Below are 26,556 nucleotides of genomic sequence, written 5' to 3'. Positions count from 1 at the left end.
CGCGAGCAGATCTCGCCCGCCATCCTCGCCGTCGCCACGCTGCTGGTCATCTTCTCCATCGCGCTGCTCACCACCGTCGAGCTGCTCCGCAGGCGCTCGGAACGGCTCAGGGGCCTGACCCCAAGGTAGAACCGGACGCCGCCCCTTCGGGGCGGCGTTTGCGCATCAGGGCAGGGCGCCGAGCCAGAACCAGACCGACAGCATCGACAACCCCGTCGCCATCAGCACCGTCGAGGCCGAAACCCGCTTGGCAACCCCGTAAAGCGACGCGAAAAGATAGGCGTTGACCCCCGGCGGCATGGCGGCCGTCATCACCGCCGAGCGCATCTCGGCCACGCTCAGCGCGAACAGCTTGCCCAGCCCGAAGGTCACGCCCGGATGCAGCAGCAACGAAATGCAGCAGCACAGCGCGATGGCCCGCGCCTCGCCCTCGGGGCGATAGCGGTATAGCACGCCGCCCAGCCCGAACAGCGCTGCCGGCAGCGCCGCGCTGGACATCATCCTGACCGCGGCCCAGAAACCCTCGGGCAGGACCAGCCCGGCCTGGGTCAGCAGGTTCACGGCAAAGCCGCAAAGGATGCCGATGACCAGCGGCGTATGCAGCACCCCCGACAGCGCCCGCAGGGCCACCCCGCCGACCGACAGGTCCTGGCCACGGGCGCGGGCGAATTCCATCGCGGTGATGCCGAAGGTGTAAAGCAGCGGCGAATGCAGCGAGATGATGGTGAAATTGCCCAGCAGCGCCTCGGGACCATAGGCGCGCTCGGTGATCGGCACGCCCAGCAGCAGCGAGTTCGAGAACAGGCAGACGAAGCCGATGGCGATGGCGTCCTCGATGGGCCGCCGGAGCCAGCGAAACGCCAGGATGGTTCCCAGTGCAAAGGACAAGAGCGCGCCGCTGTAGAAGGCCAGGAGCAGCAGCGGGTTGTAGTTCGCGCCCAGGTCCAGCCCGGCGATGGCGCCGAACAGCAGCACCGGCAGGGCGAAGTTCTGGGCAAAGCGCATGACGCCATCGACCGCGACCTCGGTCAGCCATTTGCGCCAGCAGACCAGATAACCGAAGCCAACCACCAGGAAAACCGGCAGGATGACGTCGAAAAGTGCGGTCATATCAGCTCGATCCGCATCCCGTCATGGGCGGGCACCACATTCTCGGGCGTCTCGCGCATCATGGCGTCGTAATCCAGGTCGACATGCATGTTGGTCAGGATCCCCCGCGCGCAGCCCGAACGCGCGATCCATTCCAGCGTCAGCGCCAGATGGGCGTGGCTGGGATGCGGGATGCGCCGCAGCGCGTCGCAGATGAACACCTCGCAGCCCATGATCGTCGGCCAGGCGTCCTCGGGGATCGCCAGCACGTCGGGCAGGTAGACCAGGCTCTGCTCGACCCCGCCTATGCGAAAGCCAAGCGCGTTCATGTCGCCGTGGTTGACCTCGAAGGGTGCAAGTTCGATGCTGCCGCCCGCGCCCTCGATGGCGAAGGGGCCACGGATCGGTTGCAAATCGCAGATCGGCGGGTAGGAGGAACCGGGCGGCGTCTCGAAGATATAGCCGAAGCGGGTTTTCAGCGCCGCCGCGGTCGGCAGGTCGGCCCAGACCGGCATCCGCCGGCGCATGTTGAAGACGATCTGCCGCAGGTCGTCGATGCCGTGGATATGGTCGGCATGGGCATGGGTATAGGCCACCGCGTCCAGTTCCGCGACATCCGCGTCCAGCAGCTGCGGCACCAGGTCCGGCCCGGTGTCGACCAGCAGGCGCGTCACCCCGTCATGGCCGAAGCGCTCGACCAGGAGCGCGCAGCGGCGGCGGCGGTTGCGCGGGTTCGCCGGATCGCATTCGCCCCAGCGATTGCCCAGCCGCGGCACGCCGCCCGAGGAGCCGCAGCCCAGGACGGTGGCGCGGATCATGCCGCGGCCTTGCGAAACAACCGCTCGAAGTTCAGCGTGGTGAGGCTGGCGAATTCGTGCTGGGTCATGCCCAGCAGGTCCGCGCCGACCTTTGCGGTATGGGCGACGAAGGCCGGCTCGTTGCGCTTGCCGCGATGGGGCGGCGGGGCGAGGTAGGGCGCGTCGGTCTCGACCAGGATGCGGTCGGCGGGGGCGGCGGCGAAGATCTCGCGGATCTCGGTCGAGCGCGGGAAGGCCGCGATCCCCGACATGGACAGGTAGAAGCCCAGGTCCAGCGCCACCCGCGCCAATTCGCGCCCGCTGGTATAGCAATGCATCACGCCGGTGAAGGCGCCGGCGCGATGTTCCTCGGTCAGGATGCGGGCCATGTCCTCGTCCGCATCGCGGGAATGCACGATCAGCGGCAGGCCGGTGCGGCGCGCGGCCTCGATATGGATGCGCAGGCTTTCGGCCTGAACGGCGGCGCTGTCGGCGGTATAGTGATAGTCGAGCCCGGTCTCGCCGATGCCGACGAAACGCGGATGGCGCGACAGGGCCACCAGTTCCTCGACCGTGGCCAGCGGCTCTTCGGCGGCATGCATCGGATGGGTGCCGGCGGCATAGAAGACGCCCGGATGCGCCTCGGCGATGGCGCGCACGGCGGGCTCGTTGCGCAGCCGGGTGCAGATCGTCACCATGCGGGTGACGCCCGCCGCATGGGCGCGGGCGACCAGCTCGGCCTGCTGGCCGTCGAAATCGGGGAAGTCCAGGTGGCAATGGCTGTCCACCAGGATGGGAAGATCGGATTCGGGCATGATCGGTTTCCGTCAGACGGCGGGCTGGTTCGCAAGCCCGACCAGCATATCCAACACCAGCGCGGAAGGGTCAAGGTTGACCGCCCGCCCGGCGCGGGCCCGCGCCGACAGCTCGGCCTGGGCGGCGGCCCAAAGCCGTGCCGCCGCGGGGTCGGGGGCGACGCGGCCCAGCACCTCGGCCTCGCCCTCGGCCGCCTCGGGCAGGGGGGCGCCCAAAAGGCCGGTGCGCGCCGCGCGGGTCAGGAAACGGTCGAGCAGGGTCACGACCAGGTCGAAGGGATCGCCCTCGGCCCCTGCGCGTCCCGCCGCCAGATCGGCCAGGGCGGCGGCGGCGCGGCGGTCCATGCGCGGATATTCGGCGAAAAGCCCGGTGATGCGCTGGTAAAGCGCCAGCCCGTCCTGGCCGGCCAGCCGCAGCGCCTCGCCGATCGAGCCGCCGGACAGCGCCGCCAGCCGCGCCGCGTCGTGGTCGAGCCCAAGGTCGTGCAGCACCCGGCCCATGTCCTCGGGGCTCAGCGGGTGCAGCCGCAATTCGCGGCAGCGCGAGCGGATCGTCGGCAGCAGCCGCGCCGGTTGATGCGCGACCAGCAGCAGCGTCGCATGCTGCGGCGGCTCCTCCAGCAGTTTCAGCAGCGCGTTGGCGGCGGCCTGGTTCATTTCGTCCGCGGCGTCGATAATGGCGGCGCGGCGCCCGCCCTCGACCGCGCTCATGTGGAAAAAGCCCTGCAGGCGGCGGATTTCGTCCACGGTGATCTCGGCGCGCAGGCGCAGGGTCTTGTCATCGACCGGGCGCCGGACCAGGTGCAGCCGCGGTTCGGACAGCGCCCGGATGCGGCGGACGGTCGGATCGTCCTGCGGCGTGGTCAGGTCGGGCGTCGCGGCGCCGCTCAGCAGCCATTTGGCGACGGTCCAGGCCAGGGTGGCCTTTCCGGTGCCGCGCGGGCCCGAGATCAGCCAGGCATGATGCAGCCGATGCGCCTGGGCGGCGGCCAGGAAATCCGCGACCGCGGCGTCCTGGCCGATGATGCGGGCCGCATCGCGGGGATGGGGGGCGCCCGGCACGCGGTCGGGTTCGGGCAGCGGCTCGTCGTTCATGCCGGATCTGCTCATGTCAGGGCGGCCAGAACGCGGGCGGCAACTTCGTCCTCGCTGCCGCGGCCGTCGATCACCCGGATGCGTCCGGGCGCCTCGGCGGCAAGGGCCAGGAAGCCTGCGCGCAGTTTCTGCTGGAAGCCCAGGCCCAGCGTTTCGAAGCGGTCCTCGGCCCCGCCGCGGGCCTGGCCGCGGGCCAATGCCACCGCCGGGTCGATGTCGATGATGAAGGTGCGGTCGGGCTCGATGCCGATGGTCAGCCGGTGCAGTTCCTCGACCAGTTGCCGCAGGTCGGCGCGGGCGAGGCCCTGGTAGACCCGGCTGGAATCGGCGAAGCGGTCGGTGACGATCCAGGCGCCCCGTTCCAGCGCCGGCCGGATCAGCCGCTCGACATGGTCGCGGCGGGCGGCGGTGAACAGCAGCAGCTCGGTTTCGGGGGACCAGCGCTCGCCGCCGCCCTCGACCAGAAGGCGGCGGATTTCCTCGGCGCCGGCGCTGCCGCCGGGTTCGCGGGTCAGCAGCGTTTCGGTGCCGCGCGCGTTCAGCGCTTGCGCCAGCCGCCGCGCCTGGGTGGACTTTCCCGATCCGTCGATGCCCTCGAAGCTGATGAACATGGCGGGCGCGGCGTCAGTTGCGCACCGCCTGGACGGCCCTTTCGCCCAGGCGAAAGGCCGCGCTTTGCATGCGGCCCAGCACGCCGGTGCGGGCGACGTCGCTGGCGGCGAACAGCGGCAGGCGCGATTGCCCGGCGCCGGGGATGTCCACGATCAGCTCGCCCAGCTGGTCGCCCTGGGCGATCGGCGCCTCGATGGGGCCGTTGAACACGGCCTCGGCCTTTACGCCTGCATGCGAGCCGGCGGGGATCAGCACCCGGACCCCGTCCTTGGTGGTCAGGCCGACGCGGCTCTTGTCGCCCAGCCAGACCGGGGCCTGGACCACGATTTCGTCCTTGGGGATGATGGTGCGCATGGTGAACTGGCGATAGGCCCAGTTCACGATCTGCTCGGATTCCTCGGCCCTGGCCTTTTCGCTGGGCAGGCCGGTGATGACGAAGACGATGCGCCGGTCGCCCTGCACGGCCGAGCCGACAAGCCCGTAGCCCGCTTCCTGGGTGTGGCCGGTCTTCAGCCCGTCGGCCTTCCAGTCGCCCGTTCCCAGCCGCAGCAGCGGATTGCGGTTGCTGGCATTCGAGGGCACCCGGCCCTTGTAGTTGTATTCGGTGAGGGCGAAATTCTTGTAGAGGTCCGGGAATTCGGTGATCAGCCGGGTAGCAAGCAGGCCCAGGTCGTGCATCGACATCCGGTGCCGGGGGTCCGGCCAGCCCGAGGAATTGACGAAATGCGAATTCGTCATGCCGAGTTGCCGGGCGCGTTCGTTCATCAGCCGCGCAAAGGCTTCCTCGGTTCCCGCCAGCCCCTCGGCCACCACGACGCAGGCGTCGTTGCCCGAGTTGATGATGATGCCGTGGATCAGATCCTCGACCGTAGGGCGGTCGGCGGGTTCGACGAACATCTTCGACCCGCCCATCTGCCAGGCCTTGGTCGAGACCGGGAAGGTCGTGTCCATCGCCACGCGGCCGTCGCGCAGCGCCTCGAACAGCATGTTCAGGGTCATCAGCTTGGACATGGAGGCCGGCGGCAGCGGCTCGTCGGCGTTCTTTTCCATCAGCACGGTGCCGGTGGCCACGTCATAGACCCAGGCGGCGCGGGCCGTGGTGTCGAAGGCCTGCGCCGGCAGCGCAAGCAGCATGGCCAGAGCGAAGATGCGGAACGTCAGAGCGCGCATGGATTATCCTTGACCTGTCGCCTTTGGCCCATGGTTATCCCAGCGGGCCAAGACCCGCAACGCCGCCCGGCGGCCTGTGCCGCGCAAGTGAACGGCGCGCGGCCTAATAGCTGCGGATCAACCCCACCAGCCGGCCCTGGACGCGGACCTTGTCCTCGGGCAGGACACGGGTTTCATAGGCGGGGTTGGCGGCCTCCAGCGCGATCATGCCGCCCTTGCGGCGATAGCGTTTCAGCGTCGCCTCGAAACCCTCGACCAGCGCCACGACGATGTCGCCGTTCTCGGCCGTGTCCTGTTCGCGGATCACCACCACGTCGCCGTCGTTGATCCCGGCCTCGATCATCGAATCGCCGCGCACTTCCAGCGCGTAATGGCGGTCCTGGCCCGAGAGCATCGAGCCGGGCACGGCGATGTGATGCGATACCTCGGAAATCGCCTCGATCGGAACGCCGGCGGCGATGCGGCCCATCACCGGCAGTTCGATGGCCGAGACGGAGATTTCCATGGCGCCGCGCGGCAGGGGCGCGGGGCGGTCGGGGACGACCCCTTCGATCACGCGGGGCTGGAAGCCGGAACCCTTGCTGAGGCTGTCGGGCAGGCGGACGATTTCCAGCGCGCGGGCGCGATGCGGCAGGCGGCGGATGAACCCGCGTTCTTCAAGGGCGGTCACGAGGCGATGTATTCCCGATTTCGAGCGCAGGTCCAGCGCGAGTTTCATTTCGTCGAACGAGGGCGGCACCCCGTCGCGAGCCATCCGCGCCTGAATGAATTCAAGAAGCTGGATCTGTTTCTTCGTCAGCATGCTCTGCCCCCGATCTGCTGCGGCCGCCATCATGTTCATAGAATGTTCTAGCGCGCCCCGTCCCATGCGTCAATCACTATGACGATTCGGGTAAATGTCCGGTTAACCGGGCTAGAGCGGCAGGTAGTCCATGCGCTCGCCCGCCCGTCGGGCCGGGTCGTGGGCGGGGCGGATCAGCAGCGCGTCGGCCTCGGCCAGCAGCCAGAGCCGGGCGGAATCCTGGTCGGCGAAGGGCTCGATCGCCGGCAGGCCGTCACCGGGCGAAAGCCGGGCGCGCAGGTAGTGCTGGCGGTCGCCCTCGGGCGGCAGCTCGCGGGCAAGCGTGGCCTGCAGGGGCTCGGGCCCCGGCGGCAGGCCCTGCATGGCGCGGATCAGCGGCTGCATGAAGAGTTTCGCGCAAACCACGGCAGAGACGGGATTTCCCGGCAGGCCCAGCATGGCGGCCGATCCGATGCGGCCGGCCATCAGCGGCTTTCCGGGCCGCATCGCCAGCTTGTAGAAGGCGCGCTCCATGCCCAGGTCGGCCGCGACCTTGCCGATCAGGTCGTGGTCGCCGACCGAGGCGCCGCCGATGGTCACGATCAGGTCGCACCCTTCGGCCTGGGCAAAGCGGTCGCGCAGGCTTTTCTCGGTATCGCGGGCCAGCGGCAGGACCAGGGGCTCGGCCCCGGCCTCGCGCGCCAGCGCGGCGATGGCGAGGTCGTTCGAACTGATGATCTGGCCCGGCGCGGGATCCGAGCCGGGAGGAACCAACTCGTCTCCGCCGGCCAGGACGGCGACGCGGGGGCGGCGCGCGACCGTCACCTGCGGCACGTTCATCGCCGCCAGCAGCGCCAGGTCGGCGGGGCGCAGCGGGCGCCGCGGCAGGAATTCCGAGCCCTCCGCGAAATCATTGCCCCTGGGGCGGATGTTGGGGTTGCCGCCGGGCTCGGCGACGGTGATCCGGTCGCCGTCGCGCGTGACCATCTCTTGCATGACCACGCGGTCGTAGCCGGCGGGAACCGGGGCGCCGGTAAAGATGCGGATGGCGCTGCCGGGGGACGCCTCGCCCTGCCAGGGCTGGCCGGCGGCCGCGGTGCCGATCACCGCCAGCGGTCCGGGCAGGTCGGCCGAGCGCAGCGCATAGCCGTCCATGGCCGAGGCGTCGAAGGGCGGCTGCGTCAGCCGGGCCAGCGCCGGCGCGACCATGGCGCGGCCAAGCGCATCGGCCAGCGCGACCTGCCGGGGCTCGGGGGCCGGGGCAAGGGCCAGGACGCGGGCGCGGGCTTCTTCGACGCTGATCATGGGTTCCCCCTTCAGGGTGCGGCGCGGAACGGGCCGGATTTGCCGCCGGTCTTGGACAGCAGGCGGATGCCTTCGATCCGCATGTCCTTCTGCGCGGCCTTGAGCATGTCATAGACGGTCAGGCAGGCGGTCGAGACGGCGGTCAGCGCCTCCATCTCGACCCCGGTCTTGCCGGCGGTGCGGACGGTGGCGGTGACGCGGATGCCGGGCAGGGCGGGGTCGGCGGCCAGGTCGACCGAGACCTTGGTGATCGGCAGCGGGTGGCACAGCGGGATCAGGTCCGCGGTGCGCTTGGCGCCCATGATCCCGGCCAGCCGCGCCACGCCCATCACGTCGCCCTTGGCCGCGCCGCCCTGCGCCAGGGCCAGCGTCTCGGGCGCCATGATCACCACGCCCTCGGCCACCGCCTCGCGCGCGGTCTCGGGCTTGTCCGAGACATCGACCATATGCGCCTGGCCCTGGGCGTCGAAATGCGTCAGGCTCATGCCGCAAGACCCAGGATCTGGCGGGTGGCGCCGGTCACGTCGGGCTGGCGCATCAGGCTTTCGCCGATCAGGAAGCGCCTGACCCCGGCCTCGGCCATGCGGTTCAGGTCGGCAGGCGTGAACAGCCCGCTTTCGCAGACCAGATCGCGATCGGCGGGCACATGCGGCGCCAGGTCCAGCGTCACGTCCAGGCTGACCTCGAAGGTCTTGAGATTGCGGTTGTTCACCCCGATCAGCGGCGATTTCAGCCGCAGCGCGCGGTCGAGTTCGGCGCGGTCATGCACCTCGACCAGCGCGTCCATGCCCCAGTGGAAGGCGGCGTCCTCAAGCTCGGCGGCCAGGGCGTCGTCGACCGAGGCCATGATGATCAGGATGCAATCGGCGCCCCAGGCGCGGGCCTCGGCCACCTGGTAGGGATCGTAGAGGAAATCCTTGCGCAGCGCCGGCAGGTCGCAGGCATCGCGCGCGGCGGTCAGGAACTCGGGCGCGCCCTGGAAGCTCGGGGCGTCGGTCAGCACCGACAGGCAGGCCGCCCCCCCGGCCTCATAGGCGCGGGCCAGCGCGGGCGGGTCGAAATCCGGGCGGATCAGACCCTTGGAGGGGCTGGCCTTCTTGATCTCGGCGATCAGCGCATGGCCGGTCGCGGCCTTGCCCTCCAGCGCGCGGGCAAAGCCGCGCGGCGGGGTGGCGGCACGGGCCGCGGCCTCGACCCCGGCCAGCGGGCGGGCGGCCTTGGCGGCGGCGATTTCTTCCAGCTTGTAGGCCTTGATGCGGTCGAGAATATCCATGGCGTCGGTTTACCCCGCGGTGGCGGTTTCGGAAAGGGCCCAGTCGATTGGCGGCTCGCCCCGCGACCGCAGCCAGTCGTTCACCCGGCCGAAGGGGCGCGAGCCGAAGAAGCCGCGCCGCGCCGACAAGGGCGAGGGATGGGCGCTTTCGATCACCAGGTCCTGCGGCCGCGGCAGCCCGGCCAGCGCCTTTTGCGCATGCGCACCCCAGAGGATGAAGGCCAGCGGCCGTTCGGCCTGGGCGCGGGCGACGGCCTGGCGCGCCAGCTTCTCCCAGCCCCATTTCGCATGGGCGCCGGCCTGTCCGGGCAGCACGGAAAGCGAGGTGTTCAAAAGCAGCACCCCCTGCCGCGCCCAATGGCTGAGGTCGCCGTTCGGCGGGGCGGTGCCCAGATCGTCGCGCATCTCGGCATAGATGTTTTTCAGCGACCGCGGCAGGGCGGTTTCCGGCGTGACCGAAAAGGCCAGCCCGTTGGCATGGCCCGGCGTGGGATAGGGGTCTTGCCCCAGGATCACCACCCGGGCCTGCTCGGGCGGGGTCAGCTCCAGCGCGGCGAAGACGCGGGCGGGGCCGGGCAGCCAGTCGCGGTCCCGCAGGCGGGCGGCGATGGCCGGCCAGTCCTGGCGAAAGAACGGCAGTTCGGCCCAGGCGGCGGGAACGGGGATGCCCTCAGCCATGGGGCTCGGCCGGCGCGCCCACTTCGGCGGCCAGCGCGGCCAGCTTGGCCCTGGCCTTGCCGCTGTCGATCGAATCGCGGGCGATCTCGGCCCCTTCGCGCAGCGAGGCGGCCTTGCCGGCGATCAGCAGCGCGGCGGCGGCGTTCAGCACCACGGCGTCGCGATAGGCGCCCGGCGCGCCCCCCAGCAGCGCCCGTAGTGCCGCGGCGTTCTGCGCCGGATCGCCGCCCAGGATCGCCTCGAACGGATGGACGGGCAGGCCGGCATCCTCGGGCGAGATCTCGAACTCGGTGATCTCGCCGTCCTTGAGCTGCGCCACCCAGGTCGGCTCGGCGATCGAGATCTCGTCGGTGCCGTCGCCGCCATGCACCAGCCAGGCGCATTCCGAGCCAAGCTCGCGCAGCGTCTCGGCCATGGGCCGGTTCCAGACCCGGTCGAAGGTGCCGGTCAATTGCCGCCTGACCGAGGCGGGGTTGGTCATCGGCCCCAGCAGGTTGAAGATCGTCCGCGTGCCCAGTTCCGCCCGCGCCGGGCCGACATGGCGCATGGCCGGATGATGCACCGGCGCCATCATGAAGCAGATGCCGGTGGCGGCCAGCGCGGCCTCGGCGATCTCGGGCGTGCCCATCACGTTCAGCCCCAGATGGGTGATGGCATCGGCCGAGCCCGATTTCGAGGACAGGTTGCGGTTGCCGTGCTTGGCAACCGGCACGCCCGCGCCCGCGACCACGAAGGCGGTGGCGGTCGAGATGTTCAGCGTGCCCTTGCCGTCGCCGCCGGTGCCGACGATGTCCATCGCGCCCTCGGGCGCCTGGATGCGGTTCATGCGGGCGCGCATGGCGCGGGTGGCGGCGGCCATCTCCTCGACCGTCTCGCCGCGCACGCGCATGGCCATCAGCAGGCCGCCGATCTGGGCGGGGGTGGCCGCGCCCTCGAACAGCGCGCCAAAGGCCGCCTCGGCCTCGGTCCCGGTCAGCGGCCGGCTGGCGGCCAGGCCGATCAGCGGGCGGATGTCGGTCGCCGCGCTCATGCGGCGCGGTCCAGGTTCGAGCAGCGGCGCAGGAAGTTGCGGATCATGTCGTGGCCGTGTTCCGAGGCGATGCTTTCGGGATGGAACTGCACGCCCTCGACCGGCAGGGTCCGGTGCATCAGCCCCATGATCGTGCCGTCCGCGGCGGTGGCGGTGACGCGCAGGCATTCGGGCAGGCTTTCCGGCTCGACCGTCAGCGAATGATAGCGCGTCGCGGTCAGCGGCGAGGGCAGGCCGGCGAACACCCCGGTCCCGTCATGGCTGATCGCGTCGGTCTTGCCATGCACGATGCGGCCGGCGCGCACCACCTTGCCGCCGAAGGCCTCGCCGATGGCCTGGTGGCCCAGGCAGACCCCGAACAGCGGCACGCCCTTGTCCGCCGCCGCGCGGATCAGCGGCACGATGATCCCGGCATGGGCCGGATCGCAGGGGCCGGGCGAGATCACGATGCCCTGCGCGCCCATCCCCAGCGCCTCTTCGACGGACAAGGCGTCGTTGCGGCGGACGACGACCTCGGCCCCGGCCTCGCCCATGTAATGCACGAGGTTCCAGGTGAAGCTGTCGTAATTGTCGATGAGCAGGATCATGGTCTGGGCCTTCCGGCTGGAGCGCCTTGCATTGGGGGGGTGAACCCCGGAAATTCTGCGGCTATAGATGGGCTAAAGCCTTGCCGCGGGTCAAGAGCGCGAGGCAAGAAAAACGGCGCCGGGGGGCATGCGGCGCGGCATTGGGGGCAGGGGCTGGGCAAGGGCATGGCAAGAGGGTTCGCGACGGGTCTGGTTCATGGCGCGCTGGCCTGCGGCGCGGCGCTGGTCGGGCTGTCGCTGGCGCTGCCGCAGCCGCCGCATCCGCAGGCGCCCGCCGCCGTTGGCCAGGGCCCCGCGGCCGAGACGCTGTCGGTCCCGGCGGGGTCCGAGTTCTCGCGCGCCAGCGACATGCAGCCGCAGGCCCCGGCGCCGCTTGCCGCCGGGGCGCCGCGTCCCGCCCTGGCCCCGCTGGCGCCGCGTCCGGCCGACGAAACCGCCCCGGCGCCCGCCGATCCCGCCGGGCTGCGCCCGCTTGCGCCCGCCGAAAGCCCCGCCGCGCCCGAGATCGCCCTGCCCGAGGCCGATCCCATCGACCTGCCCGATCCGGCGGGCGAGGCGCCGATCCCGGTGCCGCCGCCCGGCCAGGTGGTGGTGCCCGCGCTGGACCGCGCCCCCGAACGCGCCCTGCCGGCCCCGGCGCCCGAGACGCAGCCCCGAGCGGCGCATGAGGCACCTGTCGTTTCCACCGGGACGCAGCCGGCTTCGCCAGCCCCTGCCCTTGGAGCGGACGCGGCATCCGCCGACACGATGCCCCAACCGGCCGGGTCCGCGCTGCCGTCGCTGCCCGCCGTCCCAGCGCCCGAGGCGCAGCCCCAAGCGACGCCCGATGCATCTGCCGTTTCCAACGGGACGCAGCCGGCCGGGAACGCGCGCCCTTCGCCGCCTGCCGCCACAATGCCCGAGGGGGCGCCCGGCATGGCAGAGCCTTCCGCCGCGCCCGAAGACACCGCGCGCGGGCAGGGCGGCGAGCCTGTCCGGCCCGCAGCCGGTGCGGGCCTCGACCTGTCCACGCCGCCCGATTTCGGTGCGCTGCGCCTGACCGACTGAGGCCCGTCGCCATGCTGCCGCTGAACCCCGCCCTTGCCGCGACCTTTCGCCCGCCCGTCATGGAGGCGCGGCGCTGGCTTGCCGGACTGACCTTTCCGCCCGAGCGGCCGCTGATCAACCTCAGCCAGGCCGCGCCGGTCGAGCCGCCGCCCGAGCCCTTGCGCCGCGCCATGGCCCAGGCGGCGCTGGAGCGGCCCGACGCGCATCTCTATGGCCCGGTGCTGGGCCGTCCCGAACTGCGCGAGGCAGTGGCCCGCGAATGGTCGCGCGCCTATGCCGGCACCATCCGGCCCGAAGAGGTGGCGATCACCCAGGGCTGCAACCAGGCCTTCTGCGCCGCGATCCAGAGCCTGGCCGGGCCGGGGGACGAGGTGATCCTGCCGACGCCCTGGTATTTCAACCACAAGATGTGGCTCGACATGCAGGGCATCCGCACCGTTCCCCTGCGCTGCGGCGGGGACATGGTGCCGGATGCGGCCGAGGCGGCCAGGCTGGTCACGGACCGCAGCCGCGCCATCGTGCTGGTCAGCCCCAACAACCCCTCGGGGGCGGAATACCCGGCCGAGACCCTGCGCGCCTTTGCCGAGCTGGCGCGGTCGCGCGGGCTGGCGCTGGTGCTGGACGAGACCTATCGCGACTTCGATGCGCGCGAGGGCGCGCCGCACGACCTGTTCGCCGATCCCGACTGGGGCGAGGTGCTGGTCCATCTCTACAGCTTCTCGAAAGCCTATCGCCTGACCGGGCATCGCGTCGGCGCGCTGATCGCCAGCCCGGCGCGCCTGGCCGAGATCGAGAAGTTCCTCGACACCGTCGCCATCTGCGCCGGCCAGATCGGCCAGATCGGCGCGGCCTGGGGCATGGCGAACCTGCGCACCTGGCTGGCGGGCGAGCGGGCCGAGATCCTTGCCCGCCGCGCCGCCATGGCCGAGGGCATGGCGCGGCTTCCCGGCTGGCGCGTCAAGGGCTGCGGCGCCTATTTCGCCTGGGCCGAGCATCCGTTCGACATGCCCTCGCCCGAGCTGGCGCAGCGCCTGCTACATCAGGCGGGGGTCCTGCTGCTGCCCGGCACCATGTTCATGCCCGAGGGCGATGCGCAGGGCGCGCGCCATGTCCGCATCGCCTTCGCCAACGCCGACCGGGACGGCATCGCCGCGCTGATGCGCCGGCTGGAGGCGTTCCGGCCCTGACCGGCCGACCGGATTGTGATCTGCGGTAAAGGCGGCGCGGCGTCGCGGCCCTTGCCGCCGGGGCCTCGGCACCCTAAAGACTTGCGCTGACTGACAAGAACAATGGCGGGGCACGGCGACAAGATGCGAGGCAAGGGCAAATCGACCATCGTCTGGTTGCTGATGGGCATGCTGGTCCTGGGGCTGGGCGGCTTCGGCGTCACCAATTTCTCGGGCGGCTCGGCCGACATCGGCGCGGTGGGCGATGTCGAGATCTCGGCCCAGGACTATGCCCGCACCCTGCGCGCCGAGATGCAGGATTTTTCCGCCCGCACCGGCCGGCAGATCAGCGCCGCCGAGGCCAAGGCCATCGGCGTCGACCAGGCGGCGCTGGCGCGGCTTTACACCGCCGCGGCGCTCGAGGCCGAGGCGAACCGGCTGGGCGTCTCGGTCGGTGACCAGGCGGTGGCCGAGCAGATCACCGGCATCGCCGCCTTCCGCGGGCTGAACGGCCAGTTCGACCGCGCCATCTATGCCGATGCGCTGCGCCGCGAGGGGATGCGCGAGGCCGAGTTCGAACATGACCTGCGCATGGACATGGCGCGGCTGATCCTGCAGGACGCGGCGCTGGCCGGGGTCAGCGCGCCCGAGCCGGTGGTGGCGCAGACCCAGGGCTGGCTGCTGGAGACGCGCGACATCCATTGGCGCGAACTGACGGCCGAGGATCTGCCCGCGCCGGTCGCCACCCCGGACGAGCCCACGCTGCAAGCCTGGCACAAGGCCAATGCCGACCGCTTCACCGCGCCCGAGATCCGCAGGATCACCTATGTCTGGCTGACCCCCGAGATGCTGGAGGGCGAGGTCGAGGTCGACGAGGCGGCGCTGCGCGAGCTTTACCAGGACCGGATCGAGGAATTCCAGCAGCCCGAGCGCCGCATGGTCGAGCGGCTGGTGTTTCCGACCAGGGCCGCGGCCGAGGAAGCCAAGGCGCGCATCGACCGCGGCGAGATCACCTTCGAGCAGCTGGCCGCCGAGCGCGGGCTGACGCTGGCCGACATCGACCTGGGCGAGGTGAGCCAGGCCGAGCTGGGCGCCGCGGGCGAGGCGGTCTTTGCGCTGGAAGAGCCCGGCGTCGCCGGCCCGGCCGGTTCCGACCTGGGGCCGGCGCTGTTCTCGATGAACGCGATCCTGGAGCCGCTGGACATTCCCTTCGAGGAGGCGCGCGACGACCTGCGGCTCGAGGCCGCGGTGGACCGCGCCCGCCGCCAGATCGAGGAACGCTCGGGCGAGTTCGCCGACCTGCTGGCCGGCGGCGCCGCGCTGGAGGACATGGCGCAGGACACGCCGATGCAGCTGGGCCGCATCGACTGGAGCCAGGGCGCCGAGGCCGATCCGAACGGCATCGACGCCTATCCCGAATTCCGCCAGCGCGCGGCGCAGCTGACCGAGAAGGACTTTCCCGAACTGTTCGAGACCGGCGACGGCGGCGTCTTCGCCATGCGGCTGGACGAGATCGAGCCGCCGGCGCTGATCCCCTTCGAGGAGGTGCGCGAGCGCGTGGCCGAGGACTGGGCGCGCAACGAGACCCATCGCCTGCTGCTCGCCCTGGCCGAGGAGCGCCGCGTCGAGGCCGAGGCGGCCGCCGAGACCGGCATCGAGCCGGCCCCGGCGGCGGCGACCGCGCCGGTCGCCCAGGCCCTCGGCGCCGCCGCGACCGGGACCGGGACCGATAGCCCCGCTCCGGCGGCCGAGAAGCCCGTCCCCGATCCCGGCACGCCCGCGACCAACCTTGCCCGCGGCGGTTTCATCAACGGCGTGCCGCAGGACGTGGTGGCCCAGGCCTTCGAGATCGCCGAGGAAGGCGCGACCGAGGTGGTCGATGCCGAGAACCGGGTCTTCCTGGTCACGCTGGACCGGATCCACCCGGCCGAGACCGAGGGAGACGAGGCCGCGCAGATCCGCGAGGGCATCTCGGCCCGGCTGGCGGATTCGCTGCGCCAGGACGTCTTCGACTATTTCACCCGCGCGCTTCAGGCGCAGGCCGGCGTGACGCTGAACCAGACCGCGGTGGATGCGGTGAACGCGCAGGTCCAGTGATGGAGATCACCCCCGATTTCGCCGGATTCGAACGCGGCTGGGCCGAGGGGCGCAACCAGCTTCTGACCATCCGGCTGGCGGCCGACCTGGACACGCCGGTCAGCCTGATGCTGAAGCTGGCCGAGGCCGCGCCCAATTCCTTCATGCTGGAAAGCGTCACCGGCGGCGAGGTTCGCGGCCGCTATTCCTTCATCGGCATGAAGCCCGACCTGATCTGGGAATGCTGCGACGGCCAAGCCCGCATCAACCGCAACGCGCGCTATTCCGACGAATTCGCGGGCGACGACCGCCCGGCGCTGGACAGCCTGCGCGCCCTGATCGCGGAAAGCCGCATCGACATGCCGGACGGCGTCCCGGCGGGGGCGGCGGGGCTTTTCGGCTATCTCGGCTATGACATGATCCGCCTGGTCGAGCGGCTGCCCGACGTGAACCCCGACCCCCTGGGCCTGCCCGATGCGATGATGATGCGCCCCTCGGTCGTTGCGGTTCTGGACGGGGTCAAGGGCGAGGTGTTGCTTTGCGCCCCCGCCTGGCATGACGCGGACACGCCCGCCCGCGCCGCCTATGCCCAGGCCGCCGAGCGGGTGATGGAGGCGCTGCGCGCGCTGGACCGCCAGCCCAGCGAGCCGCGCGCCCTGGGCCACGACCTGAAGATCGGCGAGCTGCGCAGCAATTTCAGCAAGCCCGCCTATCTGGCGGCGGTCGAGAAGGCCAAGGAATACATCCGCGCCGGCGACATTTTCCAGGTGGTGCCCTCGCAACGCTGGGCGATGGATTTCCCGCTGCCGCCCTTTGCGCTTTACCGCGCGCTGCGGCGCACCAACCCCTCGCCCTTCATGTTCTTCCTGAACTTCGGCGGCTTCCAGATCGTCGGCGCCTCGCCCGAGATCCTGGTGCGGCTGCGCGAGGGCGAGGTGACGATCCGCCCCATCGCCGGCACCCGCCCGCGCGGCGCCACGCCCGACGAGGACCGCGCGCTGGAGGCCGACCTGCTGGCCGACCAGAAGGAACTGGCCGAGCATCTGATGCTGCTGGACCTGGGCCGCAACGACGTGGGCCGGGTGGCGCGCATCGGCACGGTCCACCCGACCGAGCAGTTCACCATCGAGCGCTACAGCCATGTGATGCATATCGTCTCGAACGTGGTGGGCGAACTCAACGAGGGCGAGGATGCGCTGTCGGCGCTGCTGGCGGGGATGCCGGCGGGCACGGTCTCGGGCGCGCCCAAGGTCCGGGCGATGGAGATCATCGACGAGCTCGAGCCGGAGAAGCGCGGCGTCTATGCCGGCGGCGTGGGCTATTTCGCCGCCAATGGCGAGATGGACATGTGCATCGCCCTGCGCACCGGCGTGATCAAGGACGGGCAGCTTTACATCCAGGCCGGCGGCGGCGTGGTCTATGACAGCGACCCCGAGGCCGAGTTCATGGAAACGGTGAACAAGAGCCGCGCCCTGCGCCGCGCGGCCGAGGAAGCGGCGCGTTTCGTGCGCGGGAACGGATAGGGCGCGGCTGCCGCCGGCGGGCTCAAATCCTGCCCGTGATGCCTGGCCTGGCAAGGCAGCTGGCGGACCGGCGCCGCTGCGCCGGAATAGGGCACGGTTGCTGCCGGCGTGCTCCCCCCCGCCCGCGATCCCTGGTGTGCCAAGGCGGCTGGCGGAGGCCGGTGGGTGGTCCGGCCGGGCAGGTGGTCGGCCCCGCTGCGCCGGAATGCGGCAGGAGCGGTCAGTCCCGCCAAAAGGGAATGTCCGTGCGGCAGTAATTCCCCACCGCCATCCCCACGGGCAGCGAGCCGTCGCGCGGTCCCGAACCGAACGCGGACAAGCCGGCCCCTTCCGCCTTTCGCGCCGGATCGAGGGTAAAGACGATCCCCTGGCCCGCCGCGCGCGGCTTGGGTGTGGCGCGCCAGATCCGGGTCTTGCCGGGCTGGCCCAGGGCGCGCTGCGCATAATCGCCGGCGGCACACCAATAGTCGGTGTCTTCGCGTCGCGGCTGGTAGGCGACCGCGATCTCGGCCGGGCCGGTCTGCGTGACGGTCATGCCGTTGCGGGCCGTGAAGGCGACGGCCGGCATCGGCAGCAGCAGCAGCGCGGCAAGCAGCATCGGTCGCATCGGGACTCCCCTGGGACGGCGGGCCGTGTCCGGCCCACTATTCGATGATGCGCCACAAGCATGTCCGCGGCAATCCCGAAGGACTGCCCGCGCCATGCCGCGTGGGGTCAGTCCTCGCCGCGATAGGGCTGGACGTATTGCAGCGCCATGTCCCAGGGAAAGAAGATCCAGGTGTCCTGGCTGACCTCGGTCACATAGGTCTCGACCATGGGCCGGCCCTTGGGCTTGGCATAGACGGTGGCGAAATGCGCCTTGGGATACATGGTGCGCACATGTTCCAGCGTGCGGCCCGAATCGACCAGGTCGTCCACCACCAGGATGCCGTCGCCGTCCAGCATCACCGCCGGGTCGGGGGCCTTCAGCACCGTGACCTCGCCGCGTTCCTGCCCGCCCTTGCCGCGATAGGACTTGACCGAGATCGTGTCGATCACCCGCACGTCAAGTTCGCGTGCGACGATCATCGCCGGCACCAGCCCGCCGCGGGTGATGGCCAGGATCGCGCGCCAGGGGCGATCCTCGAGCCGCCAGGCCAGCGCGCGGGCGTCGCGGTGCAGCTGGTCCCAGCTGATGTGGAATCCGCGTTCATGGGGCAGGCGATCGTTCATGCTGGCTCCTTAGTGGTTGACGATCAGAAGCAGGCCCAGCAGCGCCATGGCGATGCCGGCGGCCCGGTCGATCCAGAACTTTGCCGCAAAATAGCGCGCGCGCATGACGGCTGTCGACATCAGAACGGCGACCAGCGCATACCAGAACAGCTCGGTCGCAAGGCAGATGCCATAGATCAGCGCCTGGCGCGCGATCCCCATCGGCTCGGGAAAGACCGACAGGATCAGCGCGGCATAGAACAGCGCGGGCTTGGGATTGGAAAGATTCAGCGCGATCCCGCCCCAGAAGCCCTTGCTGGCGCCGCCCGCCGCCGGCGGCAGCGGCAGGGTCGAGGCGCGCCACAGCGCCCAGGCGAACCAGAGCAGGTAGAAGCCGCCGAAGATCTTGAGCGCGACGAACAGCGCCGGGTGCAGCCGGAACAGCACCGCGAGGCCGGCCAGGGCGAAAAGGCACCACAGCGAGGCGCCGGTGGCCAGCCCCAGCGCATAGGGCAGGGCGCGGGCGCGGCCATGCAGGAAGGCGGTCTGCACCGTGGCGATGATTGCCGGCCCCGGCGTCAGGATCGCCAGCGTCAGCGCCGAGACAAGCGCGATGACTTGTTCGGCGCTCATCGCGGGGGATCAGTCCTTTTTCGTGGTGGCGATGTCGGGGGCGTCCACGGCCTTCATGCCGACGATGTGATAGCCGGAATCGACGTGGTGCGTCTCGCCCGTCACGCCCGAGCCCAGGTCGGACAAAAGATAGACCGCCGACTTGCCGACATCGTCGATGGTGACGTTGCGGCGCAGGGGCGAGTTCAGCTCGTTCCATTTCAGGATATAGCGGAAATCGCCGATGCCGCTGGCGGCCAGCGTCTTGATCGGCCCGGCCGAGATGGCGTTGACGCGGATGCCGTCCTTGCCGAAATCCTCGGCCAGGTAGCGCACCGACGCCTCCAGCGCGGCCTTGGCGACGCCCATGACGTTGTAATGCGGCATCACCCGCTCGGCCCCGTAATAGGTCAGGGTCAGCATGGCGCCGCCGTTCGGCATCATCGCGGCGGCGCGGCGCGCGACGGCGGTGAAGGAATAGACCGAGATGTCCATGGTCATCAGGAAGTTGTCGCGCGTGGTGTCGGCATAGCGGCCGCGCAACTGCTCCTTGTCGGAAAAGCCGATGGCATGGACGATGAAGTCCAGGCTGTCCCAGCGCTCCGCGATGGTCGCGAACAGCCCGTCGACCGAGGCCTCGTCGGCCACGTCGCATTCGGCCAGCAGGTCCGAGCCGATCTGCGCGGCCAGCGGCTCGACCCGGCGCTTCAACGCCTCGCCCTGATAGGAAAAGGCCAGCTCGGCACCCTGTTCGGCCAGCGCCCTGGCGATGCCCCAGGCGATGGACTTGTCGTTCGCCAGGCCCATGATGAGGCCGCGGCGACCCTTCATCAGCCCATTCCCGCCGTCACTTGACATGATGCTGCCCCTCGCGCTTCTTCGGTTTTCAGCAGGATTAGGACAAGTGCATGGAGGCATCAAGTGTCGGTAAGCAGGCAGCCATGAGCGACCGCAGCGGAATTTTCGCGGGCGACGACCCCTTTGCCATCGCCCGCAGCTGGTTGGCCGAGGCCGAAAGGACCGAGCCGAACGACCCCACCGCCATGGCGCTGGCCACCGTCGACGCCGCGGGCATGCCCGATGTGCGCATGGTGCTTTTGAAGGATATCGAGGGCGCGGGGACGGAGGGCTCCTTCGTCTTCTATACCAATCACGAAAGCGCCAAGGGCAGCCAGATCGAGGCGACCGGGGTCGCCGCCTTCGTCATGCACTGGAAGTCCCTGCGCCGGCAGATTCGCGTGCGCGGCAACGTCACCCGCGTCGAATCCGACCTGGCCGACGCCTATTACGCCTCGCGTCCCTTGCAGTCGCGCATCGGCGCCTGGGCCTCGCGGCAAAGCCGGCCGCTGGCCAGCCGCGGCGCGCTGATGGGCGATGTGGCGCGGCTGGGAATCAACCTTGGATTGAATCCGCCACGCCCGCCGCATTGGGGCGGCTATCGAATCCACCCGGTCCAGATCGAGTTCTGGGCCGATGGCGCCTTCCGCCTGCATGACCGTTTTCGTTGGACAAAACGAGGTTTTTCCGGCAAAAACTGCGAGGCAGAGGACAATAGTCAAGAAATTATTCAAAGTTTATGGCAAGTCTGCCGTCTTAGCCCTTGATGCGGGTTCGCGATTTATCCATGGTATGGAAAACCTGACCAATCCGGCTCCACCTTCGTTCAGACGGGATCGAGGGGCGCGGGACCGGAGTTTCGGGTGGTTTCTGGTTTTCTAACGGGTGACAGGACGACATGGAAGAAGACGACGAGCAACAGCGCAAGATTGCGGGCGTCGTGAAATGGTTCGATGGCAGCAAGGGCTTCGGTTTCCTGACCGATCCCGAGGGTGGCGCCGACATTCTTCTGCACGCCAACGTGCTGAGGAATTTCGGCCAGAGCTCGGTTGCCGAGGGCTCTCATGTGGTTGCCATCATCCAGAAGACGCCGCGCGGCATGCAGGCGGTCGAGGTGCTGGAGATCACGCCGCCCGCCAGCGAGCCGATGCCCGCCATCGCCGATCTGTGTTCGGCCACGCCGGAAGAGATCGCGCAGCTGCCGCTGCTGCCGGCGCGGGTGAAATGGTTCGACAAGGCCAAGGGCTTCGGCTTTGCCAATATCTTCGCCGAAAAGGCCGATGTGTTCCTGCATGTCGAGGTCTTGCGCCATTCCGGCTTTGCCGATCTGGCCGTGGGCGAGGCGATCGCGCTGCGCGTGGTCGATGGCCGGCGGGGGATGATGGCCGCACAAATCCTGTCCTGGGAGAAAGCCGCGATCGAGGCGCGGCAGACACAGCCGGGGGGAGCGGCCGCGCTCGCTAAATTGCGGCTGGTCGCGGGCGCGGTATGAAGTTGCGGGCCGTTTCGGTTGTTCTTGCTCTTCTTGTCATAAATCAATCACCGGCCCTTGCGGCCACCTGCCACCCCGACCGGGCGCTGTTCCAGGGTCGGGGGAAGCCGGTCGAGATCGCGGTCGAGATCGCGGACAGCGACGAGGAACGCGCGCGGGGCCTGATGTTCCGCCGCGACCTGCCGGCGGGGCAGGGCATGCTGTTCATCTACGAATCGCCGCAGCCGGTCAGCTTCTGGATGCGCAACACGCAGATCGCGCTGGACATGATCTTCATCGATGCGCGGGGCGAGGTGCGTCACGTCCATCCCATGGCCCGGCCGCTGGACGAGACGGCGATTCCCGGCGCCGCGCCCGGCGATCCCGCGCCCGAGCGGCTGATGGTGCTGGAGGTGCGCGGCGGCGACGCGGCGCGGCTGGGCATCCATCCCGGCATGGTGCTGTCGCATCCGCGCCTGCCGCAGCAGGATGCGCTGGCGCCCTGCGACTGAAGGCGCGGGCGGCGCGTCAGTTTTCCCTTTCCCCCCGCGCGGTCAGCCGCTAGACAGCGCGGCAGGTCCGGGGCGTAGCGCAGCCTGGTAGCGCGACGGTTTTGGGTACCGTAGGCCGGAGGTTCGAATCCTCTCGCCCCGACCACTTCCTGCTTTCCCGCACGGGTCCGGCAGCCGCCTCGGCGGATTCCTGCCGAAAAAGCCAGCGTGACTTTGCCGCATCAGCGCCGCTTCATGACTGGATGGGCGTCCCGTTGTTTTCAAGGCGTCACATTCGTCTGATCGAAGGTGTTTTGATGAGTATGCGAGGTTCTCATGAACGCTTGGTGGAGCGCGTCCGTCTGCATCAACCGGACACTTGGGGGACAGCAATCAGAGCCGCTTTGCTCGCGCGTCTATCGTCAGCCGCCGTCGCCCTGGCGCAGCGCCTTCATGGCGCTGATGGACTGCATCTTTTCCGAAACGGCCCATTGCGAGACCATCCATAGCCGCTGGCGCGACCGCCGCGGTGCCTAGCTTTTGGCGGCAAGCTGCCGCTCCAGCTGCTCCAGCGCGGCGATGGTGGCGTCGTAGCTGTTGCCGGCCTTGGGAAAGCGCGCCTTGCGGCCGCGATAGAAGGCCAGCCATTTCGGCAGTTCCTCCAGCGGATAGGTGGCCGACCAGATCTTGCCGGTCAGCGTAAAGGTGGATTCGTCATGCGTCACTTTCATGCCCGCCCTTTTGCGGCCCCGCGCCCGCCGCTTCAAGATCCCGGCCGCGCTGGCGGCGGGACGGGCAAAATAATGCACCGGAAAGTTCGGGAAACGCCTGCCGCCCCTTGTTCTTTTCCCGTCCCGACCCTAGAAGGCCCCCCTGAAAACTGGTGATGCTGGGGGCAAGGGAATGCCGCTTCTGGTGATGAAATTCGGCGGCACCTCGGTTGCCGACCTGGACCGCATCAAGAACGCAGCGCTGAAGGTTCAGCGCGAGGTCGAGCGTGGCTATGACGTGATCGTCATCGTCAGCGCCATGTCGGGCAAGACGAACGAGCTGGTCGGCTGGGTCGAGGCGACCTCGCCGCTGTTCGACGCGCGCGAATACGACGCCGTCGTCGCCTCGGGCGAGAACGTCACCGCCGGGCTGATGGCGCTGACCCTGCAGGAGCTGGGCGTGCCCGCGCGCAGCTGGCAGGGCTGGCAGGTGCCGATCAACACCACCTCGCAGCATTCGGCGGCGCGCTTCGTCAGCATCCCGCGCCAGAACATCGACCAGAAATTCGCCGAAGGCATGCGCGTGGCCGTGGTCGCGGGCTTCCAGGGGCTTGGCACCGACAACCGCATCACCACCCTGGGCCGGGGCGGCTCGGACACCACCGCCGTCGCCTTCGCCGCCGCCTTCGGGGCCGAGCGCTGCGACATCTATACCGACGTGGACGGGGTCTATACCACCGATCCGCGCATCACCTCCAAGGCGCGCAAGCTGAAGAAGATCGCCTTCGAGGAGATGCTGGAACTGGCCAGCCTGGGGGCCAAGGTTCTGCAAACCCGCTCGGTCGAGCTGGCGATGCGCTACAAGGTCCGCCTGCGGGTGCTGTCCTCGTTCGAGGAAACCGACGAGAACAGCGGCACCCTGGTCTGCGATGAGGATGAAATCATGGAATCGAAAGTCGTCAACGGCGTCGCCTATTCCCGCGAAGAGGCCAAGATCACCCTGGTCACGGTCGAGGACCGCCCCGGCATCTCGGCCGCGATCTTCGCGCCCCTGGCCGAGGCCGGCGTGAACGTGGACATGATCGTCCAGAACATCTCGGAAAAGGATTACGAGGATCACCCCGGCTCGGTGACCGACATGACCTTTTCCTGCCCGGTGAACCAGGTCGCCCGCGCCCGCAAGGCGATGGAGGATGCCAAGGCCGCCGGCCATATCGCCTATGACGACCTGGTCGTGGACACCGAGGTCGCCAAGGTCTCGGTCGTGGGCATCGGCATGCGCAGCCATGCCGGGGTCGCCGCGCGCATGTTCAAGGCGCTGGCCGATGAAAACATCAACATCAAGGTGATCTCCACCAGCGAGATCAAGATTTCGGTGCTGATCGACCGCAAGTATATGGAACTGGCGGTTCAGGCGCTGCATGATGCCTTCGAACTGGAAAAGCCCTGAATCCGGGCCGATAGGCTGAAGCGGGAGGATTATGCCCGAACGCAAGGACAGCGACTCGCGCAAGCTGCTGCGGCGGCTGCGCGAAACCTTGGCCGCCCCTGGGGGCGGCCAGGACCGTCTGGACCAGATCACCCATCACATCGCCGATTCGATGGGGACCGAGGTCTGCTCGATCTATCTTTTCCGCGACCCCGCCACGCTGGAGCTTTGCGCCACCGAGGGTCTGAAGCCCGAATCGGTCCACAAGACCCGGCTGCGCCTGGGTGAAGGGCTGGTCGGCCGCGTCGCCCGCTCGGGCCGGCACGTGAACACCGCCAATGCCCCGGCCGAGCCCGGTTTCCGCTACATGCCCGAGACCGGCGAAGAGGTCTATTCCAGCTTCCTGGGCGTGCCGATCCAGCGCGTGGGCGAGCGGCTGGGCGTCCTGGTGGTGCAGTCCCGCGATGCCCGCCAGTTCAACGAGGACGAGGTCTACGGCCTGGAGGTCGTCGCCATGGTGCTGGCCGAGATGGCCGAGCTGGGCGCCTTCCTGGGCTCGCAGGCGGACAGCCTGCCGCTCCAGCACCGCTTTCCGGTCATGTTCCGCGGCTCGACCGCGCAGGAGGGCGCGGCCGAGGGCCGTGTCTGGCTGCACGAGCCGCGCGTCGTGGTCACGAACCCGGTCGCCGACGATCCGCTGAAGGAAAAGGCCCGGCTGATCGAGGCGGTGGCCATGCTGCGCACCACGGTCGATTCCATGCTGGCCGCCTCGGACATGGGCTCGGGCGATTCGGCCGAGGTCATGGAAACCTATCGCATGTTCGCCCATTCCCGCAGCTGGCTGCGCCGGATGGAAGAGGCCATCGAGCTGGGGCTTTCGGCCGAGGCGGCGGTGGAAAAGGAACAAAGCCAGGCCCGTGCCCGGCTGGAAAGCGCCGCCGATCCCTATTTGCGCGACCGGCTGCACGATCTGGACGACCTGTCGAACCGGCTCTTGCGCATCCTGACCGGGCAGGGCCGCGACACCGGGGCCGAGATGCCCGACGACCCGATCCTGGTCGCCCGCAACATCGGCCCGGCCGAGCTGCTGGATTACGGCCGGCGCCTCAGGGGCGTGGTGCTGGAAGAGGGCTCGGTCGGCAGCCATGCCGCCATCGTGGCGCGGGCGCTGGCGATCCCGCTGGTGATCCATGCCGAGCGCGTCACCTCCGAGGCGCTGAACGGCGACCTGATCCTGGTGGACGGCGACATGGGCACCGTGCATCTGCGCCCCGAGGAATCGGTCGCCAAGGCGTTCCGCGACAAGATGGCGATGCAGGCCGAGGCGCAAAAGCGCTATGCCGGGCTGCGCGACCTGCCCGCCACCGCGAAATGCGGCACGACGATCCAGCTTTACATGAATGCCGGGCTGATGGCCGACCTGCCCAGCCTGGAAAGCTCGGGCGCCGAGGGGGTGGGGCTGTTCCGCACCGAGTTGCAGTTCCTGACCCGCACCCGCGTCCCCCGCCGGGGCGAGCTGGCGGCGCTTTACGCGCATGTGCTGGACAATGCCCATGGCAAGCCGGTGATGTTCCGCACGCTGGACATCGGTTCGGACAAGGTGCTGCCCTACATGAAGCCGCAGGACGAGCCGAACCCGGCCATGGGCTGGCGGGCGATCCGCGTGGGCCTCGACAAGCGCGGCGTGTTGCGGATGCAGCTCCAGGCGCTGATCCGCGCCGCGGTGGGGCGGCCGCTTTACGTCATGTTCCCCTTCATCACCGAGATGGGCGAGTTCGAAGAGGCGCACAAGCTGTTGATGGAGCAGCTGGCGCGCGAGCAGCGGCTCGGCCATGCCATGCCCTCGGACATCCGCGTCGGCGCGATGCTCGAGACGCCCTCGCTGGCCTTCGCGCCGAAGAAGTTCTTCGAGATGTGCGATTTCATCTCGGTCGGCGGCAACGACCTCAAGCAGTTCTTCTTTGCCGCCGACCGCGAGAACGAGCGGGTGCGGCGGCGCTATGACACGCTGAACAGCTCGTTCATCTCGCTGCTCGACCAGATCGTGAGGCGCTGCGACGAGGCGCGGGTGCCGGTGTCGTTCTGCGGCGAGGATGCCGGCCGCCCGATCGAGGCGGTGACGCTGGCGGCGCTGGGTTTCCGGCGGCTGTCGATGCGCCCGGCCTCGATCGGGCCGGTCAAGCACCTGATCCGGCGCGTGGACCTGGGCGAACTGAAGCGGCTGATCGACGACGCCCGCACCCTGGGCGAGACGAACCTGCGCCGCTGCATCACCGACTGGCTGGCGCGGCAGTAGCCGGCCCGCCGGCTGCGCCGTATCGCGGTCGGAGGGCCGTCGCAGGCCGCCGCCGCGGCGCTGCCTGCGCCGAATCGCGATGCCGCAAGGCCGATTTTCGGCGTCCATGGTCTTGCCATGGCACCACAGGGGGCCACGGTCCATCGCGACGTCCCGGACCCTGCACCGGCGCGCTCGCCGGACAGGTCCGCGCTTTCAAGCGTCTTCGGCCGCCGCGGTCGGTGGGCGCCATCCCGCGCCCTCTTTCGACCGCAAGCACGAACTGGCCGGGCGCCCGGCTTTGGCCGAAGCGCGGGACGCCGATTTACTGCTGCGTGCCCGCCTGCACAGGTCAAGCCTCGAAAGACAAGGCCGCCCAAGAGGGGCAATGATGTCTGGAAATTCAATGGCGGACCCGGAGCGATTCGAACGCCCGACCCCCAGATTCGTAGTCTGGTGCTCTATCCAGCTGAGCTACGGGTCCGCTGTGAGCCGG

At 69.6% G+C, this 26,556-nt stretch carries 27 protein-coding genes, 2 tRNA genes and 1 pseudogene; 11 read left to right on the top strand and 19 right to left on the bottom strand.

The genetic code is table 11. From position 1 onward, the window contains the following. A pseudogene (locus IT40_RS29945) lies at positions 1-129 on the top strand (ABC transporter permease); the annotation flags it as partial. 36 nt (positions 130-165) lie between these two features. Here the strand turns inward: IT40_RS29945 and IT40_RS06170 are convergent. The 13 genes from IT40_RS06170 to IT40_RS06110 form a co-directional block, all read right to left on the bottom strand. Beyond that, positions 166-1,110: an AEC family transporter gene (locus IT40_RS06170; protein WP_036751834.1), complete on the bottom strand. Its 945-nt coding sequence runs from the start codon at positions 1,108-1,110 to the stop codon at positions 166-168. Then, a complete protein-coding gene (locus tag IT40_RS06165; RefSeq protein ID WP_036751832.1) occupies positions 1,107-1,907 on the bottom strand; it encodes an MBL fold metallo-hydrolase in 801 nt (266 codons plus the stop codon). The genes IT40_RS06170 and IT40_RS06165 overlap by 4 nt, the downstream gene beginning before the upstream one ends. After that, entirely contained in the window at positions 1,904-2,701 is a 798-nt protein-coding gene (locus IT40_RS06160; RefSeq protein WP_036751830.1) for a TatD family hydrolase, read from the bottom strand. The genes IT40_RS06165 and IT40_RS06160 overlap by 4 nt, the downstream gene beginning before the upstream one ends. Before the next feature lie 12 nt (positions 2,702-2,713). Next, a complete protein-coding gene (locus IT40_RS06155; protein ID WP_036751828.1) occupies positions 2,714-3,796 on the bottom strand; it encodes a DNA polymerase III subunit delta' in 1,083 nt (360 codons plus the stop codon). 11 nt (positions 3,797-3,807) lie between these two features. After that, a complete protein-coding gene (gene tmk, locus IT40_RS06150; protein ID WP_036751825.1) occupies positions 3,808-4,407 on the bottom strand; it encodes a dTMP kinase in 600 nt (199 codons plus the stop codon). A gap of 13 nt (positions 4,408-4,420) precedes the next feature. Continuing rightward, complete coding sequence (locus tag IT40_RS06145) at positions 4,421-5,578, bottom strand: D-alanyl-D-alanine carboxypeptidase family protein (RefSeq protein ID WP_036751823.1); 1,158 nt, start codon at positions 5,576-5,578, stop codon at positions 4,421-4,423. A 103-nt stretch (positions 5,579-5,681) separates the two neighbouring features. Next, complete coding sequence (gene lexA, locus IT40_RS06140; protein WP_036751856.1) at positions 5,682-6,380, bottom strand: transcriptional repressor LexA; 699 nt, start codon at positions 6,378-6,380, stop codon at positions 5,682-5,684. A 111-nt stretch (positions 6,381-6,491) separates the two neighbouring features. After that, the gene (locus tag IT40_RS06135) at positions 6,492-7,664 is read right to left on the bottom strand and encodes a molybdopterin molybdotransferase MoeA (RefSeq protein ID WP_036751821.1); all 1,173 of its coding nucleotides are present in this window, start codon (positions 7,662-7,664) and stop codon (positions 6,492-6,494) included. 11 nt (positions 7,665-7,675) lie between these two features. Next, positions 7,676-8,149: a cyclic pyranopterin monophosphate synthase MoaC gene (moaC, locus tag IT40_RS06130; RefSeq protein WP_036751819.1), complete on the bottom strand. Its 474-nt coding sequence runs from the start codon at positions 8,147-8,149 to the stop codon at positions 7,676-7,678. Continuing rightward, complete coding sequence (gene trpC, locus IT40_RS06125) at positions 8,146-8,937, bottom strand: indole-3-glycerol phosphate synthase TrpC (RefSeq protein ID WP_036751817.1); 792 nt, start codon at positions 8,935-8,937, stop codon at positions 8,146-8,148. Before trpC ends, moaC begins: the two co-directional genes overlap by 4 nt. Before the next feature lie 9 nt (positions 8,938-8,946). Beyond that, positions 8,947-9,615, bottom strand: a complete 669-nt coding sequence (locus tag IT40_RS06120; RefSeq protein ID WP_036751815.1) for a uracil-DNA glycosylase — start codon at positions 9,613-9,615, stop codon at positions 8,947-8,949. Next, the gene (trpD, locus tag IT40_RS06115; protein ID WP_036751813.1) at positions 9,608-10,645 is read right to left on the bottom strand and encodes an anthranilate phosphoribosyltransferase; all 1,038 of its coding nucleotides are present in this window, start codon (positions 10,643-10,645) and stop codon (positions 9,608-9,610) included. Before trpD ends, IT40_RS06120 begins: the two co-directional genes overlap by 8 nt. Then, positions 10,642-11,232, bottom strand: a complete 591-nt coding sequence (locus IT40_RS06110; protein ID WP_036751810.1) for an anthranilate synthase component II — start codon at positions 11,230-11,232, stop codon at positions 10,642-10,644. Before IT40_RS06110 ends, trpD begins: the two co-directional genes overlap by 4 nt. A gap of 165 nt (positions 11,233-11,397) precedes the next feature. Between IT40_RS06110 and IT40_RS06105 the strand changes: the two genes are divergently transcribed. The 4 genes from IT40_RS06105 to trpE all read left to right on the top strand — a co-directional run bounded on the left by IT40_RS06105 (position 11,398) and on the right by trpE (position 17,044). Continuing rightward, positions 11,398-12,279 carry a hypothetical protein gene (locus tag IT40_RS06105; protein WP_036751808.1) on the top strand — a complete coding sequence of 294 codons (882 nt, stop codon included), beginning with the start codon at positions 11,398-11,400 and terminating at the stop codon, positions 12,277-12,279. An 11-nt stretch (positions 12,280-12,290) separates the two neighbouring features. Continuing rightward, positions 12,291-13,466 (top strand): aminotransferase, encoded by a 1,176-nt coding sequence (locus tag IT40_RS06100; RefSeq protein ID WP_036751806.1) that lies wholly within the window; start codon positions 12,291-12,293, stop codon positions 13,464-13,466. Between the two features lie 123 nt (positions 13,467-13,589). Further along, complete coding sequence (locus IT40_RS06095) at positions 13,590-15,542, top strand: peptidylprolyl isomerase (RefSeq protein ID WP_052095763.1); 1,953 nt, start codon at positions 13,590-13,592, stop codon at positions 15,540-15,542. Beyond that, complete coding sequence (gene trpE, locus IT40_RS06090) at positions 15,542-17,044, top strand: anthranilate synthase component I (RefSeq protein ID WP_036751802.1); 1,503 nt, start codon at positions 15,542-15,544, stop codon at positions 17,042-17,044. The genes IT40_RS06095 and trpE overlap by 1 nt, the downstream gene beginning before the upstream one ends. Positions 17,045-17,264: 220 nt before the next feature. On the opposite strand, the gene IT40_RS06085 is transcribed toward trpE, so the two are convergent. The 4 genes from IT40_RS06085 to fabI all read right to left on the bottom strand — a co-directional run bounded on the left by IT40_RS06085 (position 17,265) and on the right by fabI (position 19,705). Beyond that, positions 17,265-17,642: a hypothetical protein gene (locus tag IT40_RS06085; protein WP_052095762.1), complete on the bottom strand. Its 378-nt coding sequence runs from the start codon at positions 17,640-17,642 to the stop codon at positions 17,265-17,267. Between the two features lie 116 nt (positions 17,643-17,758). Next, a complete protein-coding gene (gpt, locus tag IT40_RS06080) occupies positions 17,759-18,256 on the bottom strand; it encodes a xanthine phosphoribosyltransferase (RefSeq protein WP_036751800.1) in 498 nt (165 codons plus the stop codon). 9 nt (positions 18,257-18,265) lie between these two features. Beyond that, positions 18,266-18,868, bottom strand: coding sequence for a LysE family translocator (locus tag IT40_RS06075; protein WP_036751798.1), 603 nt, complete (start codon positions 18,866-18,868; stop codon positions 18,266-18,268). A 9-nt stretch (positions 18,869-18,877) separates the two neighbouring features. Next, positions 18,878-19,705: an enoyl-ACP reductase FabI gene (gene fabI / locus IT40_RS06070; RefSeq protein WP_036751796.1), complete on the bottom strand. Its 828-nt coding sequence runs from the start codon at positions 19,703-19,705 to the stop codon at positions 18,878-18,880. 83 nt (positions 19,706-19,788) lie between these two features. Here fabI and pdxH point away from each other — a divergent pair, with 83 nt between their 5' ends. The 4 genes from pdxH (at position 19,789) to IT40_RS06050 (ending at position 21,812) form a co-directional block, all read left to right on the top strand. Next, positions 19,789-20,451 (top strand): pyridoxamine 5'-phosphate oxidase, encoded by a 663-nt coding sequence (gene pdxH / locus IT40_RS06065; RefSeq protein ID WP_036751794.1) that lies wholly within the window; start codon positions 19,789-19,791, stop codon positions 20,449-20,451. Positions 20,452-20,582: 131 nt separating this feature from the next. Next, positions 20,583-21,176, top strand: coding sequence for a cold-shock protein (locus IT40_RS06060; RefSeq protein ID WP_024844983.1), 594 nt, complete (start codon positions 20,583-20,585; stop codon positions 21,174-21,176). Beyond that, the gene (locus tag IT40_RS06055) at positions 21,173-21,667 is read left to right on the top strand and encodes a DUF192 domain-containing protein (protein WP_036751792.1); all 495 of its coding nucleotides are present in this window, start codon (positions 21,173-21,175) and stop codon (positions 21,665-21,667) included. The genes IT40_RS06060 and IT40_RS06055 overlap by 4 nt, the downstream gene beginning before the upstream one ends. Before the next feature lie 68 nt (positions 21,668-21,735). Then, positions 21,736-21,812 (top strand) — tRNA-Pro (locus IT40_RS06050). Positions 21,813-22,179: 367 nt separating this feature from the next. Here the strand turns inward: IT40_RS06050 and IT40_RS06045 are convergent. After that, complete coding sequence (locus IT40_RS06045; RefSeq protein ID WP_036751852.1) at positions 22,180-22,377, bottom strand: hypothetical protein; 198 nt, start codon at positions 22,375-22,377, stop codon at positions 22,180-22,182. 172 nt (positions 22,378-22,549) lie between these two features. Here IT40_RS06045 and IT40_RS06040 point away from each other — a divergent pair, with 172 nt between their 5' ends. Both IT40_RS06040 and ptsP read left to right on the top strand, forming a co-directional pair. Next, positions 22,550-23,806 carry an aspartate kinase gene (locus IT40_RS06040; RefSeq protein ID WP_036751790.1) on the top strand — a complete coding sequence of 419 codons (1,257 nt, stop codon included), beginning with the start codon at positions 22,550-22,552 and terminating at the stop codon, positions 23,804-23,806. A gap of 31 nt (positions 23,807-23,837) precedes the next feature. Next, positions 23,838-26,081 (top strand): phosphoenolpyruvate--protein phosphotransferase, encoded by a 2,244-nt coding sequence (gene ptsP, locus IT40_RS06035; RefSeq protein WP_036751788.1) that lies wholly within the window; start codon positions 23,838-23,840, stop codon positions 26,079-26,081. A 386-nt stretch (positions 26,082-26,467) separates the two neighbouring features. Here the strand turns inward: ptsP and IT40_RS06030 are convergent. Continuing rightward, positions 26,468-26,544 (bottom strand) — tRNA-Arg (locus IT40_RS06030). Positions 26,545-26,556 lie beyond the last annotated feature (12 nt).

The sequence above is a fragment of the Paracoccus versutus genome, from assembly GCF_000763885.1.
GTDB classification, from domain to species: domain Bacteria; phylum Pseudomonadota; class Alphaproteobacteria; order Rhodobacterales; family Rhodobacteraceae; genus Paracoccus; species Paracoccus versutus.
This window is presented reverse-complemented; position numbering and strand designations above follow the sequence as displayed.